We start from the raw sequence: 19,179 nt of genomic DNA, 5'->3' as shown, positions 1-19,179 counted from the left end.
CTATTTCCCCTCTCTAATTCTTACTTCTCTCTTTTATAAAATGGTGTTTGAACAACAACAGCTTTTAATTTCTTTCCACGAATTTCAACTTCCACTTCGGTTCCAACGGTGGTGTGTTCGACCTCTAACAAGGCTAGACCAACATTCCGTTTAAGAGTTGGTGACTGAGTTCCTGTGGTTACTTCCCCAATCTCCTTGCCGTTCTTAAAGACAGGATATCCGTGGCGTGGAATCCCACGATCAATCATTTCAATCCCTACAAGGGTTCTTTTTAGGAACGTTTCTTTTTGCTTAATTAAAGCTGCCTTTCCGATAAAATCTACTTCCTTGTTTAACTTAACAGCAAACCCAATCCCCGCTTCTAGTGGTGAAATCTCTGGTGATAGTTCTTGACCATATAGCGCAAGATTTGCTTCAAAGCGAAGCGTATCTCTTGCCCCTAGCCCGCAAGGACGAATTCCTTCAGGTTGACCAGCTTTTAATATTTCGTTCCATAAACTAACCGCATCTTCTGGTTGGCAATAGATTTCAAACCCATCTTCGCCTGTATACCCTGTTCTAGAGATTAACGCGGTTTTCCCATTTAATTGAACTGCTTTATGAAATTTAAAAAACCCTATATTCCTAAGGTCAAAATCCCCAGCTAATTTTTGCAATATCGTTTCTGCTGCTGGACCTTGTACTGCAAGTTGGGCCATATCTTCAGAAATATTTTTTAAAGCAACGTCTCCTTCTAGATGTTCCTCAAGCCAGTTGAAATCCTTTTCAATATTAGCCGCATTTACAACGAGAAGATAATGATTCTCCTCCATTTTATAGATGATTAAATCATCTATAGTCCCACCATTTTCATAACACATCGCTGTATACTGTGCACCGTGAATTTTCATCTTTGAAACATCATTCGTCATCATTTTTTGAAGAAAGGCTAAACTATCTGGCCCTTTTAGTTCAAACTCGCCCATATGAGAAACATCAAAGAGCCCTGCCTTTGTTCGTACAGCCTCATGTTCTTCCTTGATGCTCGAGAATTGTACAGGAAGCTCCCATCCACCAAAATCCACTGTTTTTCCTCCATATTCCTTATAGACAGGAAACAGCGGAGTACGTTGTAATTCTCCCATGTATTTACCCCCTTCAAAATTGTCGGCTTTCGCTGATATTTTTCATTTTCTTCCCTCAAACTAGAGAAAAACAAAAAGGACAGAGAACCCCCTTTTTAAAAAGAAGGTCTCTGTCCTTTCACCTGAAAGTTTACCTTATACAAGGCTTTCCCCTTTGGTGGCTCCCTAGTGGGAACACTCTCCAGAGCTGCGTCAAACAAGTGTTCTTTTGCCTGAGAGATTCACATATCTGCTTGCTCCTTCGGCGCTACTACTGTAGTCTCTCCCCTTGTCATCATCCGCTATTATAAAATTCTCATTGTGAGGGCATGCTATACGATAACCACTAAATAATCAGCTATTTCCATTTTCATATTGTAGTAAATTTCAAAACATTCAAATCTACTCCCATCCTACCATTATTAAGCTAGTTTCGGCAATATATTTTACCTTTAAAGGAGTGGACAATTTGACGGTTCAAATTACCTTTGATTCCTCTTGGCAAGATGAACTCATAAACAGAATCACAAATGATGGTCCTTGGGGGAACTGGGAGCTTTATAAGCTCGCGAATGAGGTTGAACAGCACACGCTCATTCCACAGTTTGAAGGCTTACAGGCCCCTAAACATCTTTCACAATTGACTCCTTTACCCCATCAACTTGAGGTAGCGAAACAGGTCGTTGAAAATATGAATGGGAAAGCAATTCTTGCGGACGAAGTAGGACTTGGAAAAACCATCGAGGCTGGCCTTGTTTTAAAGGAATACATGATCAGAGGTCTTGTAAAAAAAGCCCTGATTCTTGTACCCGCTTCACTAGTTTCACAGTGGGAGATGGAACTGAATACGAAATTCTTCATTCCTGCAGTAGCTCAAAGAAAGAGCTATGTATGGGAGCAATGTGACGTAGTTGTGTCGTCCATTGACACAGCTAAACGGAACCCTCATCGAGATATTATCTTCCAACAAAGCTATGATATGGTCATCATTGATGAGGCCCACAAGCTAAAAAACAGCAAAACTAAAAACTATGAATTTGTGCAAAATTTAAAGAAGAAGTTTTGTCTGTTGCTGACAGCTACCCCCATTCAGAATCGGGTATCTGAAATTTTTAACCTTGTTAGTTTATTAAAGCCGGGACACTTAGGAAGTGAATCAGCCTTTTATGGAAAATATAAAAAAGATGCTCGTTCAATTGATGATGATAAGCATCTACAAGAACTCGTTAACAAAGTAATGATCCGTAACAGGCGTGAAGATACGGGAATAGAATGGACGAAACGCCATGTGGAAACAATTCCTATTGAATTCACAAGCGCCGAACAGGAATTATACGATAGTATTCAGTTGCTTAAGGAAAATACAAGCGAAACGGCATCAAGTCCGTTTTCAATCATGACCTTGCAACGTGAAGCCTGCAGCAGTAGAGAAGCCGTTTATTATACATTGAAAAACATGCTAAAACGTCAAGAAACACCATCAGCAATATTTGAACAAAAGATCGCTTCCATTATAAAAAAAGTAGAAGCGGTAACCTCAAATTCGAAGGCCGAAAAGACGTTAGAATTAATTAAAAAGATTGATGATAAAGTGATTGTTTTTACTGAGTACAGAGCCACGCAATTATATTTGCAATGGTTTTTGCAGCAACATGGAATTTCTTCGGTTCCCTTTAGAGGTGGCTTTAAGCGAGGAAAAAAAGACTGGATGAGAGAGCTATTTGAGAAGAAAGCACAGGTCTTGATTGCAACAGAAGCCGGTGGAGAAGGAATTAACCTTCAATTTTGTAACCATATTATTAACTTTGATTTACCTTGGAATCCAATGCGACTTGAACAAAGAATTGGTCGTATTCACCGACTTGGACAAAAAAAGGATGTAATGATTTACAACTTCGCCATTAAAGATACTGTTGAAGATCATATCCTGAAACTGCTATATGAAAAAATCAATCTTTTCGAAAAGGTAATTGGGGATTTAGACGATATCCTAACTAAGCTGGACTTTGGAAAGGTTGAAGAACATCTTGTAGATATTTTCAGTCACTCCTCTTCCGAAGGGGAAATGAAAATTAAAATGGAAAACTTCACCTCAATGATCCAGTTTGCTGAAGAAATGAGAGAAGGGGATGGACATGCAGCAACAGGAAATTCATGATTTTCTTCTAAGATACTTTCAGGCTAATAACTGTGAACTAGTCGCTTCAAGTCCTAGTTATATGACCGTGCAGTTAACAGAGGAAATGGATAAAGAGCTAATGAATCGACCATTTTACTGGCACTACTTAGAAAAAACTGGTGGGGTCCCAAATCCCATGAAACTTACATTGATCACAAATCAACAGCAAGTCCCTAGCGACCTTAAAGGAGAGAATATTCACTTTGGTTCCCCAAGGTTGCACCAAATTTTCTCATCCTCAAAGAAACTTGCTGGCTATATTCGATTATATGAAAATTACCAGGGAGCTCCCGGCAGGCAAACTCCATTGCTCCCTTGGTTATGTTTAAATACAAAAATCTCCTACCAATGTGATCGAAAACGTGATGTATATCAATCCATCGGCTTACAATTAATCAATGGTCGAATGGTTACCGGGTTTCATGACCGTTTGTTACAAGTTCCATTGACACCCAAAATACCAGACTATGCTTTCACACTCTCACCTATAATCATGCCAAAAAGCGGTGTAACCAGAATTGAAAATCTGCTTCGAGCCAACCTTAGTGAAGAGGATCACACCTGGGCAGAGGAAGCCCGACAACGATGGGAAAAAGATTTACAATTATTGGAGCACTTTTATAAAGATATAGAAGATGATACAGAGAGTTATGAAATTGAAAAACAAGCTTTACGAGAGCAGTTTGAACCAAAGATTACTATTTCCGTTATCAACGGTGGGATATTTTACCTTACTGATCAAGCAATCTAAAATAAAAAAACCCGGCATTGCCGGGTTTTCGTTTAGTGTTTACGACGTTTTATCAATAGCATAAATGAATAAGGGATAATCCCGAACCAACGCAATAAGAACGGAGATTTCTCTGATTTTCTCTCCACTCTAATCTTGACTCGTTCTTCCTTAGGTTGCTCGGCATATTTTACCACAGTCTGCGTTAAATATTTAACATAATCATTTGTTTTCATATTTGACACCTACTTTCTCACCTTACAAGTCTGTCCAAAATCCACCCATTTAAACCTGCTACTAATCGCCTATTAGTTCTTCTCGATCCATTTTACAAATTTTTGTTTTACTCGGTCATATTGTACAATGGCAACCCATTGTTCACCTGTATTTAACTTTAGGGTTAAGGTGACCTCCTCAAGCACTTGCGAAAGATGGCGTCGCGTGAATCTTACTTCCCCATTTTTATATTCAAACGTTCCTAGCTGCGCTAGTTCGTCTTTGTTGAATAGCTGCTCAGCTTCTACTACCGAAGCTTGGAAATAGTATTCAACTAACAGAATCGTCTCGGTCTCCTTAAAAAACCTTCTCTCTATTCCATTTTGCTCGACGAGCATTAAAAGAAACAAGCTAATGAAGACCAATACCCCAAGTGACAAAGGGTAAGTAAAACCTTTCTCACCCATTCGTCACTTCCCCTCCGTACTAATAAACGACCTAATATTAGCACCGTATTCAACTTGATCAAGGTCCTGAACGTGAATGCCAAACCCTCCAGTAATTTTGAAAAACCGTACGTTCGTTACATTTTGCAAAAGCGTCTCATGTCCAGTGTAGTTCACCCTCCTCCTGAGAATCGATCCATATTTTTCGTATAAAATGGTTTCGCCATTTTTTTCAATGAGCAACTTATCAGCTGAAACCGTAATTTGATCTGATACACGTGCTTCTTTTTTGAGTTGACTGAGAAACACCTCCCATTCAAGTCTTTGATTTCTTTGCTCTACATCGTTATGAGAAGCTATTGTCTTTATGGCAAGCGGATAAAAAGACGCAAGCATGCAAAAAACCATAAATGCAATGAGCATTTCTACTAAAGTAAAACCTTTCTCATTCTGCAAATGCACATTTTGAACGCTTCTCAGAAAAATAACCATTATACTCGACACACACCTCCATCACTGATTCGGATTCGTGATGAATCATTTTATAATTAAATACCACTCCATTCTTTTCGACCCTATCGATTTCTGTTGGTGCAATTCCTAATTTCATTTCTTGCAGACGCTCATAAACTAAGTGTATGGCATCTGTCCCATGTCGGAGGTCTATAGACTGACCAATCAGGTATATAGCTAGTGGCAGCAGAATAGTTGTTGCAATTAACCAAGCCGATAGAGACAAGAGTAGCTCAGCGAGAAAGAATCCACCATTACTCTTCCACCACATAAAATCGCCCTCTCCCTATTAGTAGCGTCATCCGATATCGTTTATTGCCAATTTCAATAAAAAACGTACCAAATTTATTTGTATTTCCATCCGCCATAAACTGAAAAAACAGTTTAAGACTCCCTTCCCTAACCTTAATTTCTGGAGAATAGGTTCTTTCAATAAGCATAGGGCCATTGAATCTCGTTCGGACATAGTAATAATTTGATTCAGGCATGATGTGAACGGAAACCTCCTCCTGATGGGCAATCGCATATTGTTGGGCAAAATACAGATCTGATTTAAGTTGTGAGAAGAAGACTTGGCTTTGTAGATAATGATGGGTAGGTTTTAAGAGAAGAACAGAAGAAAAAGACATAATCAGAAAAGCAGATAGGACAATGAGTGTTTCAATTAGTGTGAACCCATTGCTCTTAGCATCCATTAGTTTGATGTCGGTTTAATAGCACTAACAACCCCTCCAGCTGTTAAGGTAATTTGTCGCCCGTCAGGACACGTTGTCTCTCCAGTTTTTAAATATCCACCACTGACAAGATCATTCACAGAAGATGGAAGGCTTTTTTTATCTATATTATAAGCTTGAACCTGTCCCTCGACCATTTTTACAAACGCATCGCAGCCCTTCGTATTAATTGTGTTGTTATGCTGCGTAACGTTTGGAACCGTAATAATGAGAAGTACTGAAATGACCATTAAGACAATCATCATTTCAATTAACGTAAAACCCTTTTCATTTTTCATGTCATCATCCATCCTTTCATTCATTACTTACATTAAAGCGCAACGAAACTGCCTTTCATAAACTTTAAATTCCTTGAATAAGTTGAAACATTGGCAGTAAGATGGCCAAATAAAGCGAGACAATAAGAATGCCAATCACGCTAAACAATAATGGCTGAATAATTTTCATCGACTTTTCCGTTTTTTCCTCCAATTTAGAAAGACAATGTCGGCTATAAAAAAACAATTCCTGATCTAGTTTTCCATTTTCTTGGCCATGCTTAATAATTCGCCCAAGCTCTTCTTCAAAAAAAGAATAAGACGATACAGCAACATCCAAATCCATACCAGTAGAAAGACATGCTTTTATTTCTTGCCCTAGTTCTACTGAGAATGGCTCATGGATATTTTTCTCAAAGACCTGCAATGCATCAATGACTGACATCCCTCCAGATAATAGATAGCTCAACTGAGTTGAGAAGTAATGAGAATATAGTAGCTTGAAGAACAGGCCAATCAATGGAATCCGGATGAGCTTTTTCCTCTGATCGAGTATTCGATACTTTTTGAAGACAAACATATGATAGAGGCTAGTGACAAAGAGCAAGGTAAGAAGAAGATAAAAAGCGATGGGCATAAATGTACCGAAGGCACTAATTACCCTACTAAAGAAGGTTGCCTCCACTTCCATGTTTTGATAAAGCACCAAAAATCGCGGTAGCAATGCATTGTCAACAAAATAGAAAAGAAATACTGTCAAGAAGACTAAGAAGATAGGGTAGCTCAATAAACCTTTCAACCTTTTATAATCTGCGTCTCGTTTAAGAACCATCGTACTCCCTTCAACTATCGCATTGGCCAAACCACCATGCTGTTCGGCAAAGTATACATAACTAACCAAGTCCTTATTAAAATTTAGATCTGACAACACACGAAAAAATGGATAACCCTCTTTTAAGCTCGCTAGGCATTCTCTGATCTCACGCTTTTTCTTGTTGTCTAAATAAAGAGAAATTGAATCAATTGCTTCTGCGATTGGATAGCCACGCGATAATAAATCACCAACATGTTTCAAAAAATGGGCCTGCTCCTGCACAGGCCATTTAATTTTCTTGCTCATCCAATATCCACCTCTTAAACTCTTCCTCCTTTATATATCCAAGGGCAATCCCCTTCCTTAAGGCGTCCCTTAATGTTCGATACTGCAATTCTTCCTTTATTCCCTTTGATTCTCTTAGGACAGCATTTAATGAACTTCCACTTAAAATTTCAAAAATACTCCCCCTCTTTCCACGACCAGCTGAATAGCAATGAGGAGGACATTCACCTTCACAATACGGACATACAAGCTCCACTAAGCGCTGTGCGGTTACAGCAATTAAGGTCTGTTCAATTTCTAACCAATTAATCCCGAATTCTAAAAGGCGATAAATCGCCCCTTTTGCATCACGGGTATGCATCGTTGTCAATACAAGATGACCGGTTAACGCTGCACGAACAGCGATTTCTGCTGTTTCTTGATCGCGAATTTCTCCTACCATAATAATATCGGGGTCATGGCGAAGAATGGCTTTTAAGCCGGAGCCATATGAGATTCCTGCCTTTTCATTCACCTGAATCTGAAGCATATTGTCGCTCTGCATTTCGATGGGATCCTCGAGCGTAATGACATGTCTGTTAATAATTTGTGAGGCTTCTGAAAGGAGGGAATACAAGGTGGTTGATTTCCCACTACCTGTTGGACCAGTGAGAATAACTAACCCATGGGCATGCTTCATAAGAGAAATAAGTTTATTGGATGTGTCTGAGAATAGGGAAAGCTTGTAAAAGGGAATTTGATTTTGCTGGGGTAGTAGGCGAATGACCATACTTTCAAGTTTGGCTGCAGGAAGGGTTGAAATTCTTAGACCCACTTCGATACCTTTGTAGCAGTATGAGTGTGCTCCACTTTGTGGACGCCTTTTATCGCCAATATCCATGGAAGAAATAAATTTAAAATGAGAGATGAGTCGTTCGCATACATCCTTTTTGAGATGATATCGATGCAGGAGTTGGTTACCAAGGCGTATCTTTATTACCGTATTTTTCCCTTGAGGGATGATATGGATATCCGAAGCGCCTTTATGCAATGCATCTGTCAAAATACGATTTGCTAATGCTTGAATGGATTGTTCAATTTTAAACACCTCCTAGTTTTTATAAGGATATGAATTCTACTTATTCACTCCCTTTCCTTCATACGTACGCAAAAATATATGGATAAATTGTGTCTGTTAATTGAGTTGATCAATGAATTTTTTCGTTCATTAAATCGTCATTTAGTTGTGAACATTTTCTAAACATATAGTGCAAACAGTGTTAACCCAATTTCCTGCTGTATTATAATAAAAGAAAATTCAGCAGTAAGAGGTGAAGCAGGGTGGAACAAACATTAAAAATAACAAGTGTTTTATCTGATCCCACGCGCTACTATATTTATCAATACATTACGAAACGTCATAAAGATGTGACTGTGCAAGAAATTGCCGATAATTTTGAAATACACCCAAATGTGGCAAGGCTCCATTTATCTAAATTAGAAGATGTGAACATGCTGGTTTCTGAAACAAAGAAAACCGGAAAAGGTGGCCGCCCAAGCAGACTATACCGCTTGTCTGAAGATGTTATACAGTTGAATTTTCCATACCGAGATTATCAATTGCTTTCGAAAATTGCCATGATAACAATGATGTCACTAGGAGAAGAAGGCAAGAAAGCCTTATATCTCACAGGTAAGCGACTAGGCATGGAATTAATTGAGCAAGAAATGGCTGGCCATCACCAACATGTTGAAGACTTAACATTTGAGCAAAAGTTAAATATCGTTAAGGGTGCAGCTACTATTGCAGGTTTTTACCCTGAGTTCGAATCAAATGAAGAGCAAACTAAAATTTACTTTCAAATTTTTAACTGCCCATTCAAGGAAGTGGCAATGGAACATCCTGAAACAGTCTGTACCATGCACGTAGAGTTCTTAAAAGGTATGTTTGAATCATTATTCGGAGATATCGAACTAATTGAAAAAGAGAACCTTATTGCTGGTTGTGAATCCTGCACATACCAGGCATTAGTAACCGTTTAAACAATGCTTATTTACTTTTCCCTCCTCTTTACTTTATAATTGGAATGTGATGGACTTGATTGGTAAAAAGGAGGGGTGGCTATGGATCGGATGTACAGGGTTTTAGGATTCTGGACAGGTATTTTCGCAGTCATGTTTTTTGTAGGGGATATGCATACAGCATCCTTGCTTTTCTTTGGGCAAACTGGGTTTTTCTTGCTATTAAGTTATTTGAAATTATCCGAACGCATGTATATATACATATTCGGAGCATACTTAACGGTTTTCTTTGCAGGATTTACTTATTACACCACATTCTTAATGGTACCTGGTGCAGGACATTAATGCCCAAGCTGCAACCAAAAAGCGATGGAATTTCCCATCGCTTTTTTCTATTGCCTTTTATACTAAACTGATTCATTTGAATTCAAGCCTTTTTCTTGAATGATGACGTGAAAGGCACTACTCATACCGCCAGGTAAAACGAGACTTTTTATCGCCCTATTCAGTTTGCTTTGTTCTGAGAAAGGATCTGGGTCATATGTGTTAGCTAATTCATCCAAAATCCCTGCGGTTAATAAAAATTCATCCTGTCTTTGTTTCACCTTTAACTTCAAGTTATGTTCTTCGCCAGAACGAATGAGGGCATCAAAATGAACATGGCTGGTAATATCCATCATCCCAGGAAACTGTAAGACATCTTCATACATTTGTTGCCGGTAATAACCCCTTAAGCTCCCATTTTTCCTTTCAGGTCTTTGCCATTCTTCTCTTGTGTATCCATAATCAACGGTAAAAACGATTCCACGTGTAAGCATCTCACTAATCGATTTTACCATTTCTTCCATTTCTAACGGAATCTCAATCCGCTGTCCTTCATTTAAGTAAACACCATTTTTTTCAACAAATGTCAAAATCTCTTGGTTTTCAAGCGGCACGAGGACTTCCTTGAGTCCATGCTCTCCCGAGGTAATCATTACCTCGCATAGTTCGCCTCCCCTCTTTTCAATAACATGAACGGAGAGGGCATCAAAAAGTTCGTTAGAAAAGATTAACCCTGTAAAATCACGAAGCTCATTTATATTCTGGTTCTGTACAAAATTATTAAAACCAACGAGCTTCTCAGCCTGCAATTGTCGATGATAGGGACTTGCTTCAACCAGCCAATACGTTAATGGGACGGAAGAATATTGCTCCCATCCTTCCAGAAACGCCTTAGCAAACCGCCCTGTTCCACCGCCGATTTCACAAACAGCTGCTGGAAGCTTATACTTTAAATGATTGACGGCATACCATTTGGCGATTATTTTCCCGTATATATCTGATACATTGCTCGTTGTAATAAAATCGCCTGAGCGCCCTATTTTTATATCATTTTTCATATAATAGCCTTGCTCAGGATGATATAGGGCAGCTCTGATAAACTCTGCATAGGTAATCCTTTTGTGATTACTGTGATTAACCATATCCTTAATGTATGTGGTCATAGTATCTCCTTGTTGATTTCCACTATTGACGTAGTGGATTCGTTATTGTATTCTACAGCTAGTAACAAAGAAATAACCTTCCCTTATTTTAAACAGTAGCATCCCTAAAAAAACCCTTCTTGCCTGAAGGGTTTTTATTTGGGCCTCGTTTCTCTACATTCTAAAATCCATTTAAAAACGGGTTGGAGTCCATTTCTTGGCCAATGGTTGTAGCAGGTCCATGACCTGGAAGAACCAAGGTTTCCTCAGGGAGTACGAGTAATTTTTTATGGATGCTTTCCAATAACTGATCATGGTTTCCTCCTGGAAGATCTGTTCTTCCAATACTAGCTTGGAATAAAGCATCTCCGGAAGCAACAATTCCCTCCTGATTAAAGTAAAAAGAGATGCTTCCAGGAGAGTGTCCCGGAGTTTCAAACACTTCGAATGTAAATCCTTCAATTTCCATACTCTTTTCATTCGTTATAACATAGTCTGCTTTCTTCGCTTTTATCTGTTGTCCAGGTAAAAAAAGCTGCGAACCATTCAATGCTGGGTCTGAAAGCCACTTTTCTTCTTGTTTATGGATATATACTGAAATTCCATATTTCTCCCTAATTGCATCAACTGCTCCAATATGATCAAAATGAGCGTGAGTCAATAAAATGGCTTTAGGATACAGCTTTTTACTACTTATGTATTGAATGATTTTGTTAGGCTCTTCACCGGGATCAATAATTAAACTACTACCATCCTTTTGTGAAAGAATATAGCAGTTTGTTTGTAAAGGTCCGAGTGGTAGCGGGAACCAGTTCATAACCTTGCACCTCCATGGTTGTTTTCTCACTACATCTATCTTACACTATTATTAGCTTATCATTAAGTATGATCATAAAGGAGGTTTTTCCGCCATGCATTTTGCTTATGGTGTCGAGGCTACCCCTCTTATATCGGATATTCAAGAGTTTGTTCCGTTGCTAACCTCTAATTTAAAGCTAATCGAAGCAGTTGACTCTTTTTATATTTACGAAGATGAGCATGATGCAATCAATGTTATGTCTCTACTAAAGGAAGCAGAACTTTTCGAAACACTACACCCCCTCATCGTACTTGATAACGGCTCTACTGGTGAATGTTTCTTTGATAACGGTTTTAAAGGACAAACATGGACATACTTATATAAAGACATCCTAACTGCCTTTTTACTAACCGGAAAGTGTGAGCAATTGGAGATGGCCAAAATCCAAGTTGACGAACAGCTTGTTTACAAAACCAGTATGGAAGGATCTGAGGTTTTTTTTGTAGAAAAACAATTTTCCACCCTAGTGGAAGGTATTGCAGCTGCATATAATTGTAAGCTCAGCTTTTTAGACCTCGACAAATGCTAGAAAAAGCTATAAAATAGTATCGAATATAAGGTAGCGTCTACATAAGGCATATGCCTACCATCGTTAATGATCTTATTTATAATATTTTAAGGGGGATTTTGTATGGGACTGGTTATTATATTTGCATTAGTAACAATTTTGGCTGCATACGGAACTTTTTCAGCTTTAAAAAACAAGAACCTACTTGGAATCGTTTTTGGTGGAGGTTCCCTACTCGTTTTTGGTTGGTTTACAATTATGACAGTAATCCATTCCGGATATCCTGTTGCACATTAATGGAAAAAATAAAAGGACCGCATAGCGGTCCTTTTATTTTTTATCCAGTAAACTCTGTACCTTTTCAACCTTATCTTCCATTTTCCTTGATACATCACGGCGATCATCAATCCTAATATTTGTACAAACCCGTTGAATCCCTTTAGAAAATGGGGCCTCATGCATTTCTTGAATGACCTCCAATAAAACAGGAAGCTCCCCCTCAATAATCGTATTCATTGGGGTGAGCTGAAATCGAATTTTCTCTTGTCTTTCGTAATTAGCTAAAAGCTTCTGGATTTCCGCCACGTATGCACTGACACTAGGTGATTGAGTTCCTACTGGAATCACGGTTACATCTACAATTGCCATTTTTATTTATTCTCTCCTTTTTCTTTCTTCTATTGCTCAACCAAATTTATTATTTCCTTTTCCTTCAAATCAATCAACTTTTCAAATTGATAGCCATAAAGACACAAAGTACCATTTGGCGAACATGAAATCGGTTCGTTCTCAAGGTCATTTAAAAGTTGCTTTCCTTTCTTAGTTTCAAAAGAATACTCCGTTAGCACAAATCCTTCATCGTATAAATCAGCCTCTCCACTCCGAACTGGATGAAGGTAGATTATTTTTTCTTCACGGTCAATGAAATCATAGAAGGGCACAAGCCAACTTGAAAAAGCAGTTAAGTGGTAAACTTCAAACTCTGAAATCTTTTCAAAATCTGTGTTCATAATACTATAGATTGACTCTTTAGAATCCTGTTCACTCGTAGAGATAGCCAAAATATATTCCTTAGAAGAATCAATATGATGCACTGAGTTCATTAAAGTAGCTTCTTTTTTATTTTCTAAGTTTCTTTTAATAAGTGGTGCATTGAGATTTAACCCATTTTCGTCCCACTTTAAGTAAAGCATCTCTTTTGCTTTTGGCCAAACAATAAAGGGTTCGGGAAGGGGCACTTCCGTTAAGCTGCTCTTTGGGATGTTCAGAACATAGGTATTAAAGCTCCAATCCTCGTTAAAGGCCGATAATAATACCTCTTCCTCATTTTCAAAGTTCCATTCATAGGCTAGCTCAAAGGAATCGATTTTCGCTTGAGAGAGAGTTTCTCCGTTTATATCTACAACGATTACCTCCGCCTGGTAACTTGTTGGCGCTGCATGAATGAAAACCTTGTCCCTCAATGGGCTAATATCCGCGCTAACAACTGGAACATCACTTTGATAAAACAACGAACTAACACCTGAGGATAAATGATAAGTGTATAAATTTGATCCTTTATGGAGATTTGTTATGTAAAGGATGGTGTCATCTGTAAGCCATCCCGCAACTTCAGAGAAACTACCTTCCACCTCTGTTATTGGCATGAGCTCTTCTCCAAAAAAAGAAACCCCCGGTTCTTCTTTTTTAATGGGATTATGGCTTGAACCTACATTTGGCTGGGAAAATTGATTGTTTGAACAGCCCATAACCATACCTGTAATTATGAATAATAACGAAACAATAAAGATAAGTTTTACGTTCACTATCCTAAATTTATTAAAATACTCAATCAAGTCTCCCCCACCTTTCTCGCCCATTAAATAGTACGTATTTACTCAAAAAATGTTTCAGACTTTTTAAAAAACCCACGCATTTTCGCGCAGGTTTAGTATGAACATCATATGGTTATTTTGTCCGTAGCGGTTGTCCATAAAATCTAAGAAGATCACCATAAATAATTTGATCAGAATACTCTAGTTCAATTTTAGCTTTTTCTATATAAGGTTCGCACAGAACTTTTTCTACCTGCTCACCAGTTTCATTACTATAGCATGTATTTCTTGTAAATAGATAGTCTTTAGTTATAAAGCTCCCATTTCTGAGAACAGCGATGTCCATTCTTTCTTGACTAAATAAATCAGAGCCAAATTGCATATCACCTTTTGTCTCAATACCTAAAAGGTGGAGAATTGTAGGCTTTAAATCTATTTGACCACCTATCGAAGAAATGGTTTCGCCTTTCATTCCAGGGATATGGACAATTAATGGAACACGTTGAAGTTGCGTACTCACAAATGGAGTAATGTCCTCTGAAAGGAACTCTTTCATGGCTTTATTGTGGTTTTCTGAAATTCCATAATGATCCCCATACAAGATGATAATAGAATTTTCGTACAATCCGGCATTTTTTAATTCTGAAATGAACGTTTTAAGCGACTCGTCCAAATAACGGACCGTTAAAAAATATTGATTAACCGTTTTATCGTTTGAATTAAATGGTTTGATCAAGCGGTCTTGTTCTTCCAATTCAAACGGAAAATGATTGGTCAGCGTAATGAACTTTGCATAAAAAGGCTTAGGTGCATCTTTTAAATGCTGAACAGACTGCCGAAAAAATTCTACATCTTTCAATCCCCACCCAACAGAGTTTTCCTTGGTGATTTCATAATCAGTATAGGAGAAAAAACGATCATAGCCTAGAGAGTTATACATAATATCCCGATTCCAGAAACTTTTATTGTTGGCATGTAGCGAAGCTGTAAAATAGCCATGGTTGTCGAGCACTTCAGGAATTGCATAAAATTCATTCGCAGAGTGTGTAAAAAATACCGCCCCTCTACTCAATGGATATAAAGAATTATCAACAATAAATTCAGAGTCAGATGTTTTCCCTTGTCCTGTTTGATGATAGAATTGATCAAAATAGAAGCTTTCCTCAATGAACTTATTTAAAAACGGAGTGATATCCTCATCGTTTACCTTTGCACCGATTACAAAGTTTTGCATAGATTCCATTGAAATTAGAATAATATTCTTATTTTGGGCAATCCCAAACATTTCTTCACTTGGTGGGATATAATTTGCACGAACATAGTTCTCAATATCTGCTAATTTACTGCCATCAGCCAAAGCACGCTGTGCAGATGATTTAGATTGTAGAAAAAGATCATAAAGATGATAATGATATGTACCAATATTTTTTACGAGCATTTCTCGGTCAAAGGTCCTTGTTAGTAGCTGGGGGCGCTCCGACTCGGCTAGACCAAGATTAAAAAAGGTCATCGCTAAAGATAATAATATAAATGCCCGCTGTTGCACATTTGAAAAACCAAGGTTTTCCATTGGTCTTGCTCGAAACTTCATAAGATAAAATATCAATAAGCAGTCACTAAAATAAAGCAGATCGGTGATGTAGATTAATTCGGTAACACTACTCCCCAAATCGCTCATATTGCTTGTTTGAAATAGGACAGGAATCGTTAGAAAATCATTAAAAAACCTGTAGTAAACAACATTCGCATATAATATGCATGAAATGATAAAGCTGGTAGCAACAATGTAACTTGTCCGATTTCTTGGGCTGATCCAAAAGCTTAGCCCAAATATAAGCATGAGGAAGCTTAATGGATTGATGAATAAAATGAACTCTTGCACGACATTTTCAATTTTGATATCAAAGCTAGTTTTATAGACCATATATGTTTTTATCCAAAGTAGGAAGACTGCCATTGTCAGGAATGAGATATTCAAACTCCCTTTCATTTTCATACGGGCTACCTCCTGTTAAAGCGAACAGCGATGGGACTTTTTTTCTAAACAGAAAACCAACACCATCTAAATTCTATATTCCGTCGTATAAGTGAAAATTAACACATGTTTAAGAAAGCTATCATACTAATGCAAACTTGCTTTTATTCTTCCCACTTCCATTTTATTATTTATTTCTTTTATTATTCCTCTTAAGAACTTAGACCTATTCCAAACTAAGTTGTTTTCTTTATAGAAGGAAATTCTCATAAAAAAAGTGCCCATGAAAATGGACACTTTTTTGTTATGGCTCTTTTATCAAATTTGGTACTTATGACATTGTTACTTTAGAACAAGCTGTTTTAACGCTAAAAATTCTAGATAACGACAATCTTTACGAAAACAGTTTTTTAATCGTTTACCTTTTTCGCTTTATTTTTTACAATCCATGCGGCACCAATAACTCCTGCGTCATTCCCCAATGTTGCTAGGGCAATTTCGGTTGATTTAGCCACTCTCGGAAAAGCGTATCGCAAAAAGCTTTCTTTAACTGGATCTAGTAATACAGAACCAGCTTTAGAAACTCCTCCACCTAGCACAATTTTTTCAGGGTTTAAGATGTTTGCAATGTTAGCAAGGGCTAATCCAAGATGAAAGGAAACGTCATTAATAACCTTTTCTGCAATATCGTCCCCTTCTCTTGCAGCATCAAAAATATCTTTGGCTGTTACTTGTCCTTCTTGACGGAAAATAGTACTAAGAGCTCCCTGTTGATCTCCCTTTTTTAGTTCCTCTACAGCTAAGCGAACAATACCAGTAGCGGATGCAATTGTTTCAAGGCAACCACTCTTTCCACAATTACAAGGAGATCCACCATCTGCAATCGAAGTGATATGACCAATTTCCCCAGCTGCTCCACTTTTTCCATGAACGATGTCGCCATTGGTAATCACTCCGCCACCAACCCCTGTTCCGAGGGTTACACATACAATGTCTTTAGCGCCGTTACCGGCTCCTTTCCACATTTCCCCTAAGGCTGCACAATTCGCATCATTATCAACAACGACTGGAAGTGAGGTTTCAACCTCAAGCAAGTCTTGTAATGGGTACTCATTCCTCCACCCAAGATTAACAGCTTCGTATATCCCGCCTGTGCTCAGATTAACTGGACCAGGAGCACCAATTCCGATTCCAAGGACATTGCTTTTCGCCCGTCCAAGTTCATCTAGCTTTCCATCAATTGCTTTTGCAATATCTGTGGTGATATTTTTCCCCTCATTCGAGACATCTGTCGGTATTTCCCACTTATGTAGAATTTCTCCGTAGAAGTTGAAAAACGCAATTTTTATCGTTGTGCCACCTAAATCAACACCAATTAACCATTTTTCTGCCATCACTCTCACCTAGTTTCTGCTTGTCTTTTTTCCCTTTCCAGTCTGATTTCATGCCTCAACAGCATAATGGCCGACTGAAAATCAGCTGTTTCAATTAATTGTGAGCTATAGAGTTCTTTAATTTCTGTTTCCATTAGCTCAAGGTCTGCCATTCTATCTCCAATATAGATAAAAGTTCCAAACCTTTTTAATAATTGTTGGATTTCATAGATTGTTTTCAATTAGATTCCCTCATATGTGAACAAATTTACATTTATTAAGTATAATCGATACAACGAGGCTTCTCAAGTATGAAACTTTTATAACAATTGTGATTATCGATCTGGGTCCTTTGGATGCATGACTTGCGGTCTTTTATTTTTCAATGGCATAGGTGAACGTACGATAACATCCCGGAAGGCCCTGAAATTAAACGGAATAAATGGCCATAAATATGGAATTCCAAAAGAGTTCATGCGAGTTAAGTAGATGATTAAAAGAACCGTTCCAATCACTAGCCCTGGTGTAGCAAAGGCAGCCGTTGCTATTAATAGGAAGATTCTTGCAAGACGATTCGCAAGACCCATCTCATAACTTGGTGTTGCAAATGTACCAATTGCAGCTACTGAGAAGTATAAAATCACTTCATTTGTCAGCAAGCCAACTTCAATGGCAACTTGCCCAATCATTAAGGCTGCAACAAGTCCCAAGGCGGTAGCGAGTGATGTTGGTGTGTGAATTGCAGCCATTCTTAAGCCATCTAGACCCACTTCAATAATCATAAATTGAACAAATAGCGGAATCTGACCAGGGTCATTAATTCCGATATAGGAAAATTTCTCAGGCAATAGTTCTGGATGAGACGCTAGCAAATACCATAGAGGCAGAAGAAACACTGATGCCCAGACCAGTATATACCGAATCATCCGTAGGTAAGCTCCTACAAGTGGACTATTGCGATACTCTTCTGCATGCTGCATATGATGCCAATAGGTTGTTGGTGTAATCATAACACTAGGCGATCCATCAACGATGATACAAACATGACCCTCGTATAAATGGACTGCAGCTGTATCTGGTCTTTCCGTGTACCGTACAGTGGGAAATGGATTCCAATGCCTCCCTAAAATAAATTCTTCAACGGTTTTTTCGGCCATCGGGAGACCATCTGTATCAATTTTTGCTATCGCGTCCTTTACCTTTTTCACCATTTCGGGATCAGCAATATCCTCGATATAACTGACAACGATATCTGTTTTGGATCTACGCCCTACCTGCATATATTCCATTCTTAATGTCCGATCTCGAACTCTTCTTCTTGTCAAAGCTGTATTAAAAACAATTGTTTCTACATACCCGTCCCTGGCTCCTCTAACCACTCTCTCTGTGTCAGGCTCTTCAGGACCTCTAACTGGATAGGTCCGGGCATCGATCACAATCGCTGTATCTAAGCCATCAACTAGTAGGACTGTAGGTCCTGCCAGTACCTTATCTGTTACTTCATCCAAGTCATCTGATGTTTCCACCTCAACGTAAGGAATATATGTACGAAGAAGCTTGTGCAAGGTATCATTCTGAAGATCTTCTGGCTTTTGTTTAGCCAAGAATTTCATAATTAAATGTAAAAGGTCATCTTTTGCAAAACCATCTATTAAAAAGAATGCCATTTCCTTTTCAGCATATTCTACATCAAGCTGAATTACGTCAAAACTTTTATCAACTCCTAAGGACTCTTTTAAATAAGCGATATTTTTCTTGATATCTGCTTGAACAGGATGTTTTATTTTTTGCTCCATAATCCACCTCGAAAATCTTCTCTTCTGATTATTATTAATCCAGTATTTTCCTTACCACTTTCCCATCATTGCCACACAAAAAAAAAATCATACTCAGTGGATTGTAAGTA

23 protein-coding genes and 1 riboswitch are annotated in these 19,179 nt (G+C 38.2%); of the genes, 6 read left to right on the top strand and 17 right to left on the bottom strand.

Annotation, left to right across the window (positions count from 1 at the left end):
• Positions 1 to 20 precede the first annotated feature (20 nt).
• Complete coding sequence (gene gcvT, locus H0185_RS06230) at positions 21 to 1,124, bottom strand: glycine cleavage system aminomethyltransferase GcvT (RefSeq protein ID WP_221872248.1); 1,104 nt, start codon at positions 1,122 to 1,124, stop codon at positions 21 to 23.
• 190 nt (positions 1,125 to 1,314) lie between these two features.
• Positions 1,315 to 1,402: riboswitch (glycine riboswitch) on the bottom strand.
• Positions 1,403 to 1,572: 170 nt separating this feature from the next.
• On the opposite strand from gcvT, the gene H0185_RS06225 reads away from it, so the two are divergent.
• Together H0185_RS06225 and H0185_RS06220 are read left to right on the top strand one after the other, a co-directional pair.
• Positions 1,573 to 3,261, top strand: a complete 1,689-nt coding sequence (locus H0185_RS06225; RefSeq protein ID WP_221872246.1) for a DEAD/DEAH box helicase — start codon at positions 1,573 to 1,575, stop codon at positions 3,259 to 3,261.
• Positions 3,239 to 4,033: a YqhG family protein gene (locus H0185_RS06220; RefSeq protein ID WP_221872243.1), complete on the top strand. Its 795-nt coding sequence runs from the start codon at positions 3,239 to 3,241 to the stop codon at positions 4,031 to 4,033. The genes H0185_RS06225 and H0185_RS06220 overlap by 23 nt, the downstream gene beginning before the upstream one ends.
• A 32-nt stretch (positions 4,034 to 4,065) precedes the next feature.
• On the opposite strand, the gene H0185_RS06215 is transcribed toward H0185_RS06220, so the two are convergent.
• From H0185_RS06215 to comGA, 8 genes are all read right to left on the bottom strand, one after another.
• A complete protein-coding gene (locus H0185_RS06215; RefSeq protein WP_221873051.1) occupies positions 4,066 to 4,248 on the bottom strand; it encodes a YqzE family protein in 183 nt (60 codons plus the stop codon).
• 72 nt (positions 4,249 to 4,320) lie between these two features.
• A complete protein-coding gene (gene comGG / locus H0185_RS06210) occupies positions 4,321 to 4,695 on the bottom strand; it encodes a competence type IV pilus minor pilin ComGG (RefSeq protein ID WP_221872241.1) in 375 nt (124 codons plus the stop codon).
• Between the two features lie 3 nt (positions 4,696 to 4,698).
• A complete protein-coding gene (gene comGF / locus H0185_RS06205; RefSeq protein ID WP_221872239.1) occupies positions 4,699 to 5,136 on the bottom strand; it encodes a competence type IV pilus minor pilin ComGF in 438 nt (145 codons plus the stop codon).
• On the bottom strand, positions 5,120 to 5,458 hold the full coding sequence (locus tag H0185_RS06200; RefSeq protein ID WP_221872237.1) for a hypothetical protein: 339 nt from the start codon (positions 5,456 to 5,458) through the stop codon (positions 5,120 to 5,122). The genes comGF and H0185_RS06200 overlap by 17 nt, the downstream gene beginning before the upstream one ends.
• Positions 5,442 to 5,882 (bottom strand): competence type IV pilus minor pilin ComGD, encoded by a 441-nt coding sequence (gene comGD / locus H0185_RS06195; RefSeq protein ID WP_221872235.1) that lies wholly within the window; start codon positions 5,880 to 5,882, stop codon positions 5,442 to 5,444. Before comGD ends, H0185_RS06200 begins: the two co-directional genes overlap by 17 nt.
• The gene (gene comGC, locus H0185_RS06190; RefSeq protein ID WP_221872233.1) at positions 5,882 to 6,199 is read right to left on the bottom strand and encodes a competence type IV pilus major pilin ComGC; all 318 of its coding nucleotides are present in this window, start codon (positions 6,197 to 6,199) and stop codon (positions 5,882 to 5,884) included. Before comGC ends, comGD begins: the two co-directional genes overlap by 1 nt.
• A gap of 64 nt (positions 6,200 to 6,263) precedes the next feature.
• Positions 6,264 to 7,298 carry a competence type IV pilus assembly protein ComGB gene (gene comGB, locus H0185_RS06185; protein ID WP_221872231.1) on the bottom strand — a complete coding sequence of 345 codons (1,035 nt, stop codon included), beginning with the start codon at positions 7,296 to 7,298 and terminating at the stop codon, positions 6,264 to 6,266.
• On the bottom strand, positions 7,282 to 8,364 hold the full coding sequence (comGA, locus tag H0185_RS06180; protein ID WP_343223097.1) for a competence type IV pilus ATPase ComGA: 1,083 nt from the start codon (positions 8,362 to 8,364) through the stop codon (positions 7,282 to 7,284). Before comGA ends, comGB begins: the two co-directional genes overlap by 17 nt.
• Positions 8,365 to 8,597: 233 nt before the next feature.
• Here comGA and H0185_RS06175 point away from each other — a divergent pair, with 233 nt between their 5' ends.
• Both H0185_RS06175 and H0185_RS06170 read left to right on the top strand, forming a co-directional pair.
• Positions 8,598 to 9,299 (top strand): helix-turn-helix transcriptional regulator, encoded by a 702-nt coding sequence (locus H0185_RS06175; RefSeq protein WP_221872229.1) that lies wholly within the window; start codon positions 8,598 to 8,600, stop codon positions 9,297 to 9,299.
• 81 nt (positions 9,300 to 9,380) lie between these two features.
• Positions 9,381 to 9,623, top strand: coding sequence for a DUF2626 domain-containing protein (locus H0185_RS06170; protein ID WP_221872227.1), 243 nt, complete (start codon positions 9,381 to 9,383; stop codon positions 9,621 to 9,623).
• Between the two features lie 62 nt (positions 9,624 to 9,685).
• Here the strand turns inward: H0185_RS06170 and H0185_RS06165 are convergent, their stop codons facing one another.
• Positions 9,686 to 10,765: a class I SAM-dependent methyltransferase gene (locus H0185_RS06165; RefSeq protein WP_221872225.1), complete on the bottom strand. Its 1,080-nt coding sequence runs from the start codon at positions 10,763 to 10,765 to the stop codon at positions 9,686 to 9,688.
• Positions 10,766 to 10,925: 160 nt separating this feature from the next.
• Positions 10,926 to 11,561, bottom strand: a complete 636-nt coding sequence (locus tag H0185_RS06160) for an MBL fold metallo-hydrolase (protein ID WP_221872223.1) — start codon at positions 11,559 to 11,561, stop codon at positions 10,926 to 10,928.
• A 94-nt stretch (positions 11,562 to 11,655) separates the two neighbouring features.
• Here H0185_RS06160 and H0185_RS06155 point away from each other — a divergent pair, with 94 nt between their 5' ends.
• A complete protein-coding gene (locus H0185_RS06155; protein WP_221872221.1) occupies positions 11,656 to 12,132 on the top strand; it encodes a hypothetical protein in 477 nt (158 codons plus the stop codon).
• A 102-nt stretch (positions 12,133 to 12,234) separates the two neighbouring features.
• Positions 12,235 to 12,408: a DUF2759 domain-containing protein gene (locus tag H0185_RS06150; RefSeq protein ID WP_221872219.1), complete on the top strand. Its 174-nt coding sequence runs from the start codon at positions 12,235 to 12,237 to the stop codon at positions 12,406 to 12,408.
• 33 nt (positions 12,409 to 12,441) lie between these two features.
• Here the strand turns inward: H0185_RS06150 and H0185_RS06145 are convergent, their stop codons facing one another.
• The 6 genes from H0185_RS06145 to H0185_RS06120 form a co-directional block, all read right to left on the bottom strand.
• Positions 12,442 to 12,759 carry an MTH1187 family thiamine-binding protein gene (locus tag H0185_RS06145; protein WP_221872217.1) on the bottom strand — a complete coding sequence of 106 codons (318 nt, stop codon included), beginning with the start codon at positions 12,757 to 12,759 and terminating at the stop codon, positions 12,442 to 12,444.
• A gap of 29 nt (positions 12,760 to 12,788) precedes the next feature.
• On the bottom strand, positions 12,789 to 13,946 hold the full coding sequence (locus tag H0185_RS06140) for a YqgU-like beta propeller domain-containing protein (RefSeq protein WP_221872215.1): 1,158 nt from the start codon (positions 13,944 to 13,946) through the stop codon (positions 12,789 to 12,791).
• A 112-nt stretch (positions 13,947 to 14,058) separates the two neighbouring features.
• Entirely contained in the window at positions 14,059 to 15,921 is a 1,863-nt protein-coding gene (locus H0185_RS06135; protein WP_221872213.1) for an LTA synthase family protein, read from the bottom strand.
• 389 nt (positions 15,922 to 16,310) lie between these two features.
• Positions 16,311 to 17,294: an ROK family glucokinase gene (locus H0185_RS06130; protein WP_221872211.1), complete on the bottom strand. Its 984-nt coding sequence runs from the start codon at positions 17,292 to 17,294 to the stop codon at positions 16,311 to 16,313.
• Between the two features lie 5 nt (positions 17,295 to 17,299).
• Positions 17,300 to 17,515 (bottom strand): YqgQ family protein, encoded by a 216-nt coding sequence (locus H0185_RS06125; RefSeq protein WP_221872209.1) that lies wholly within the window; start codon positions 17,513 to 17,515, stop codon positions 17,300 to 17,302.
• A 93-nt stretch (positions 17,516 to 17,608) separates the two neighbouring features.
• Positions 17,609 to 19,069: a spore germination protein gene (locus H0185_RS06120; RefSeq protein ID WP_221872208.1), complete on the bottom strand. Its 1,461-nt coding sequence runs from the start codon at positions 19,067 to 19,069 to the stop codon at positions 17,609 to 17,611.
• Between the last annotated feature and the right edge of the window lie 110 nt (positions 19,070 to 19,179).

The sequence above is a fragment of the Mesobacillus maritimus genome, assembly GCF_019749255.1.
Classification (GTDB): Bacteria; Bacillota; Bacilli; order Bacillales; family Cytobacillaceae; genus Mesobacillus_B; species Mesobacillus_B maritimus_A.
The sequence above is the reverse complement of the archived record's forward strand: the minus strand, read 5'-3'. Positions and strand labels throughout refer to the sequence as shown.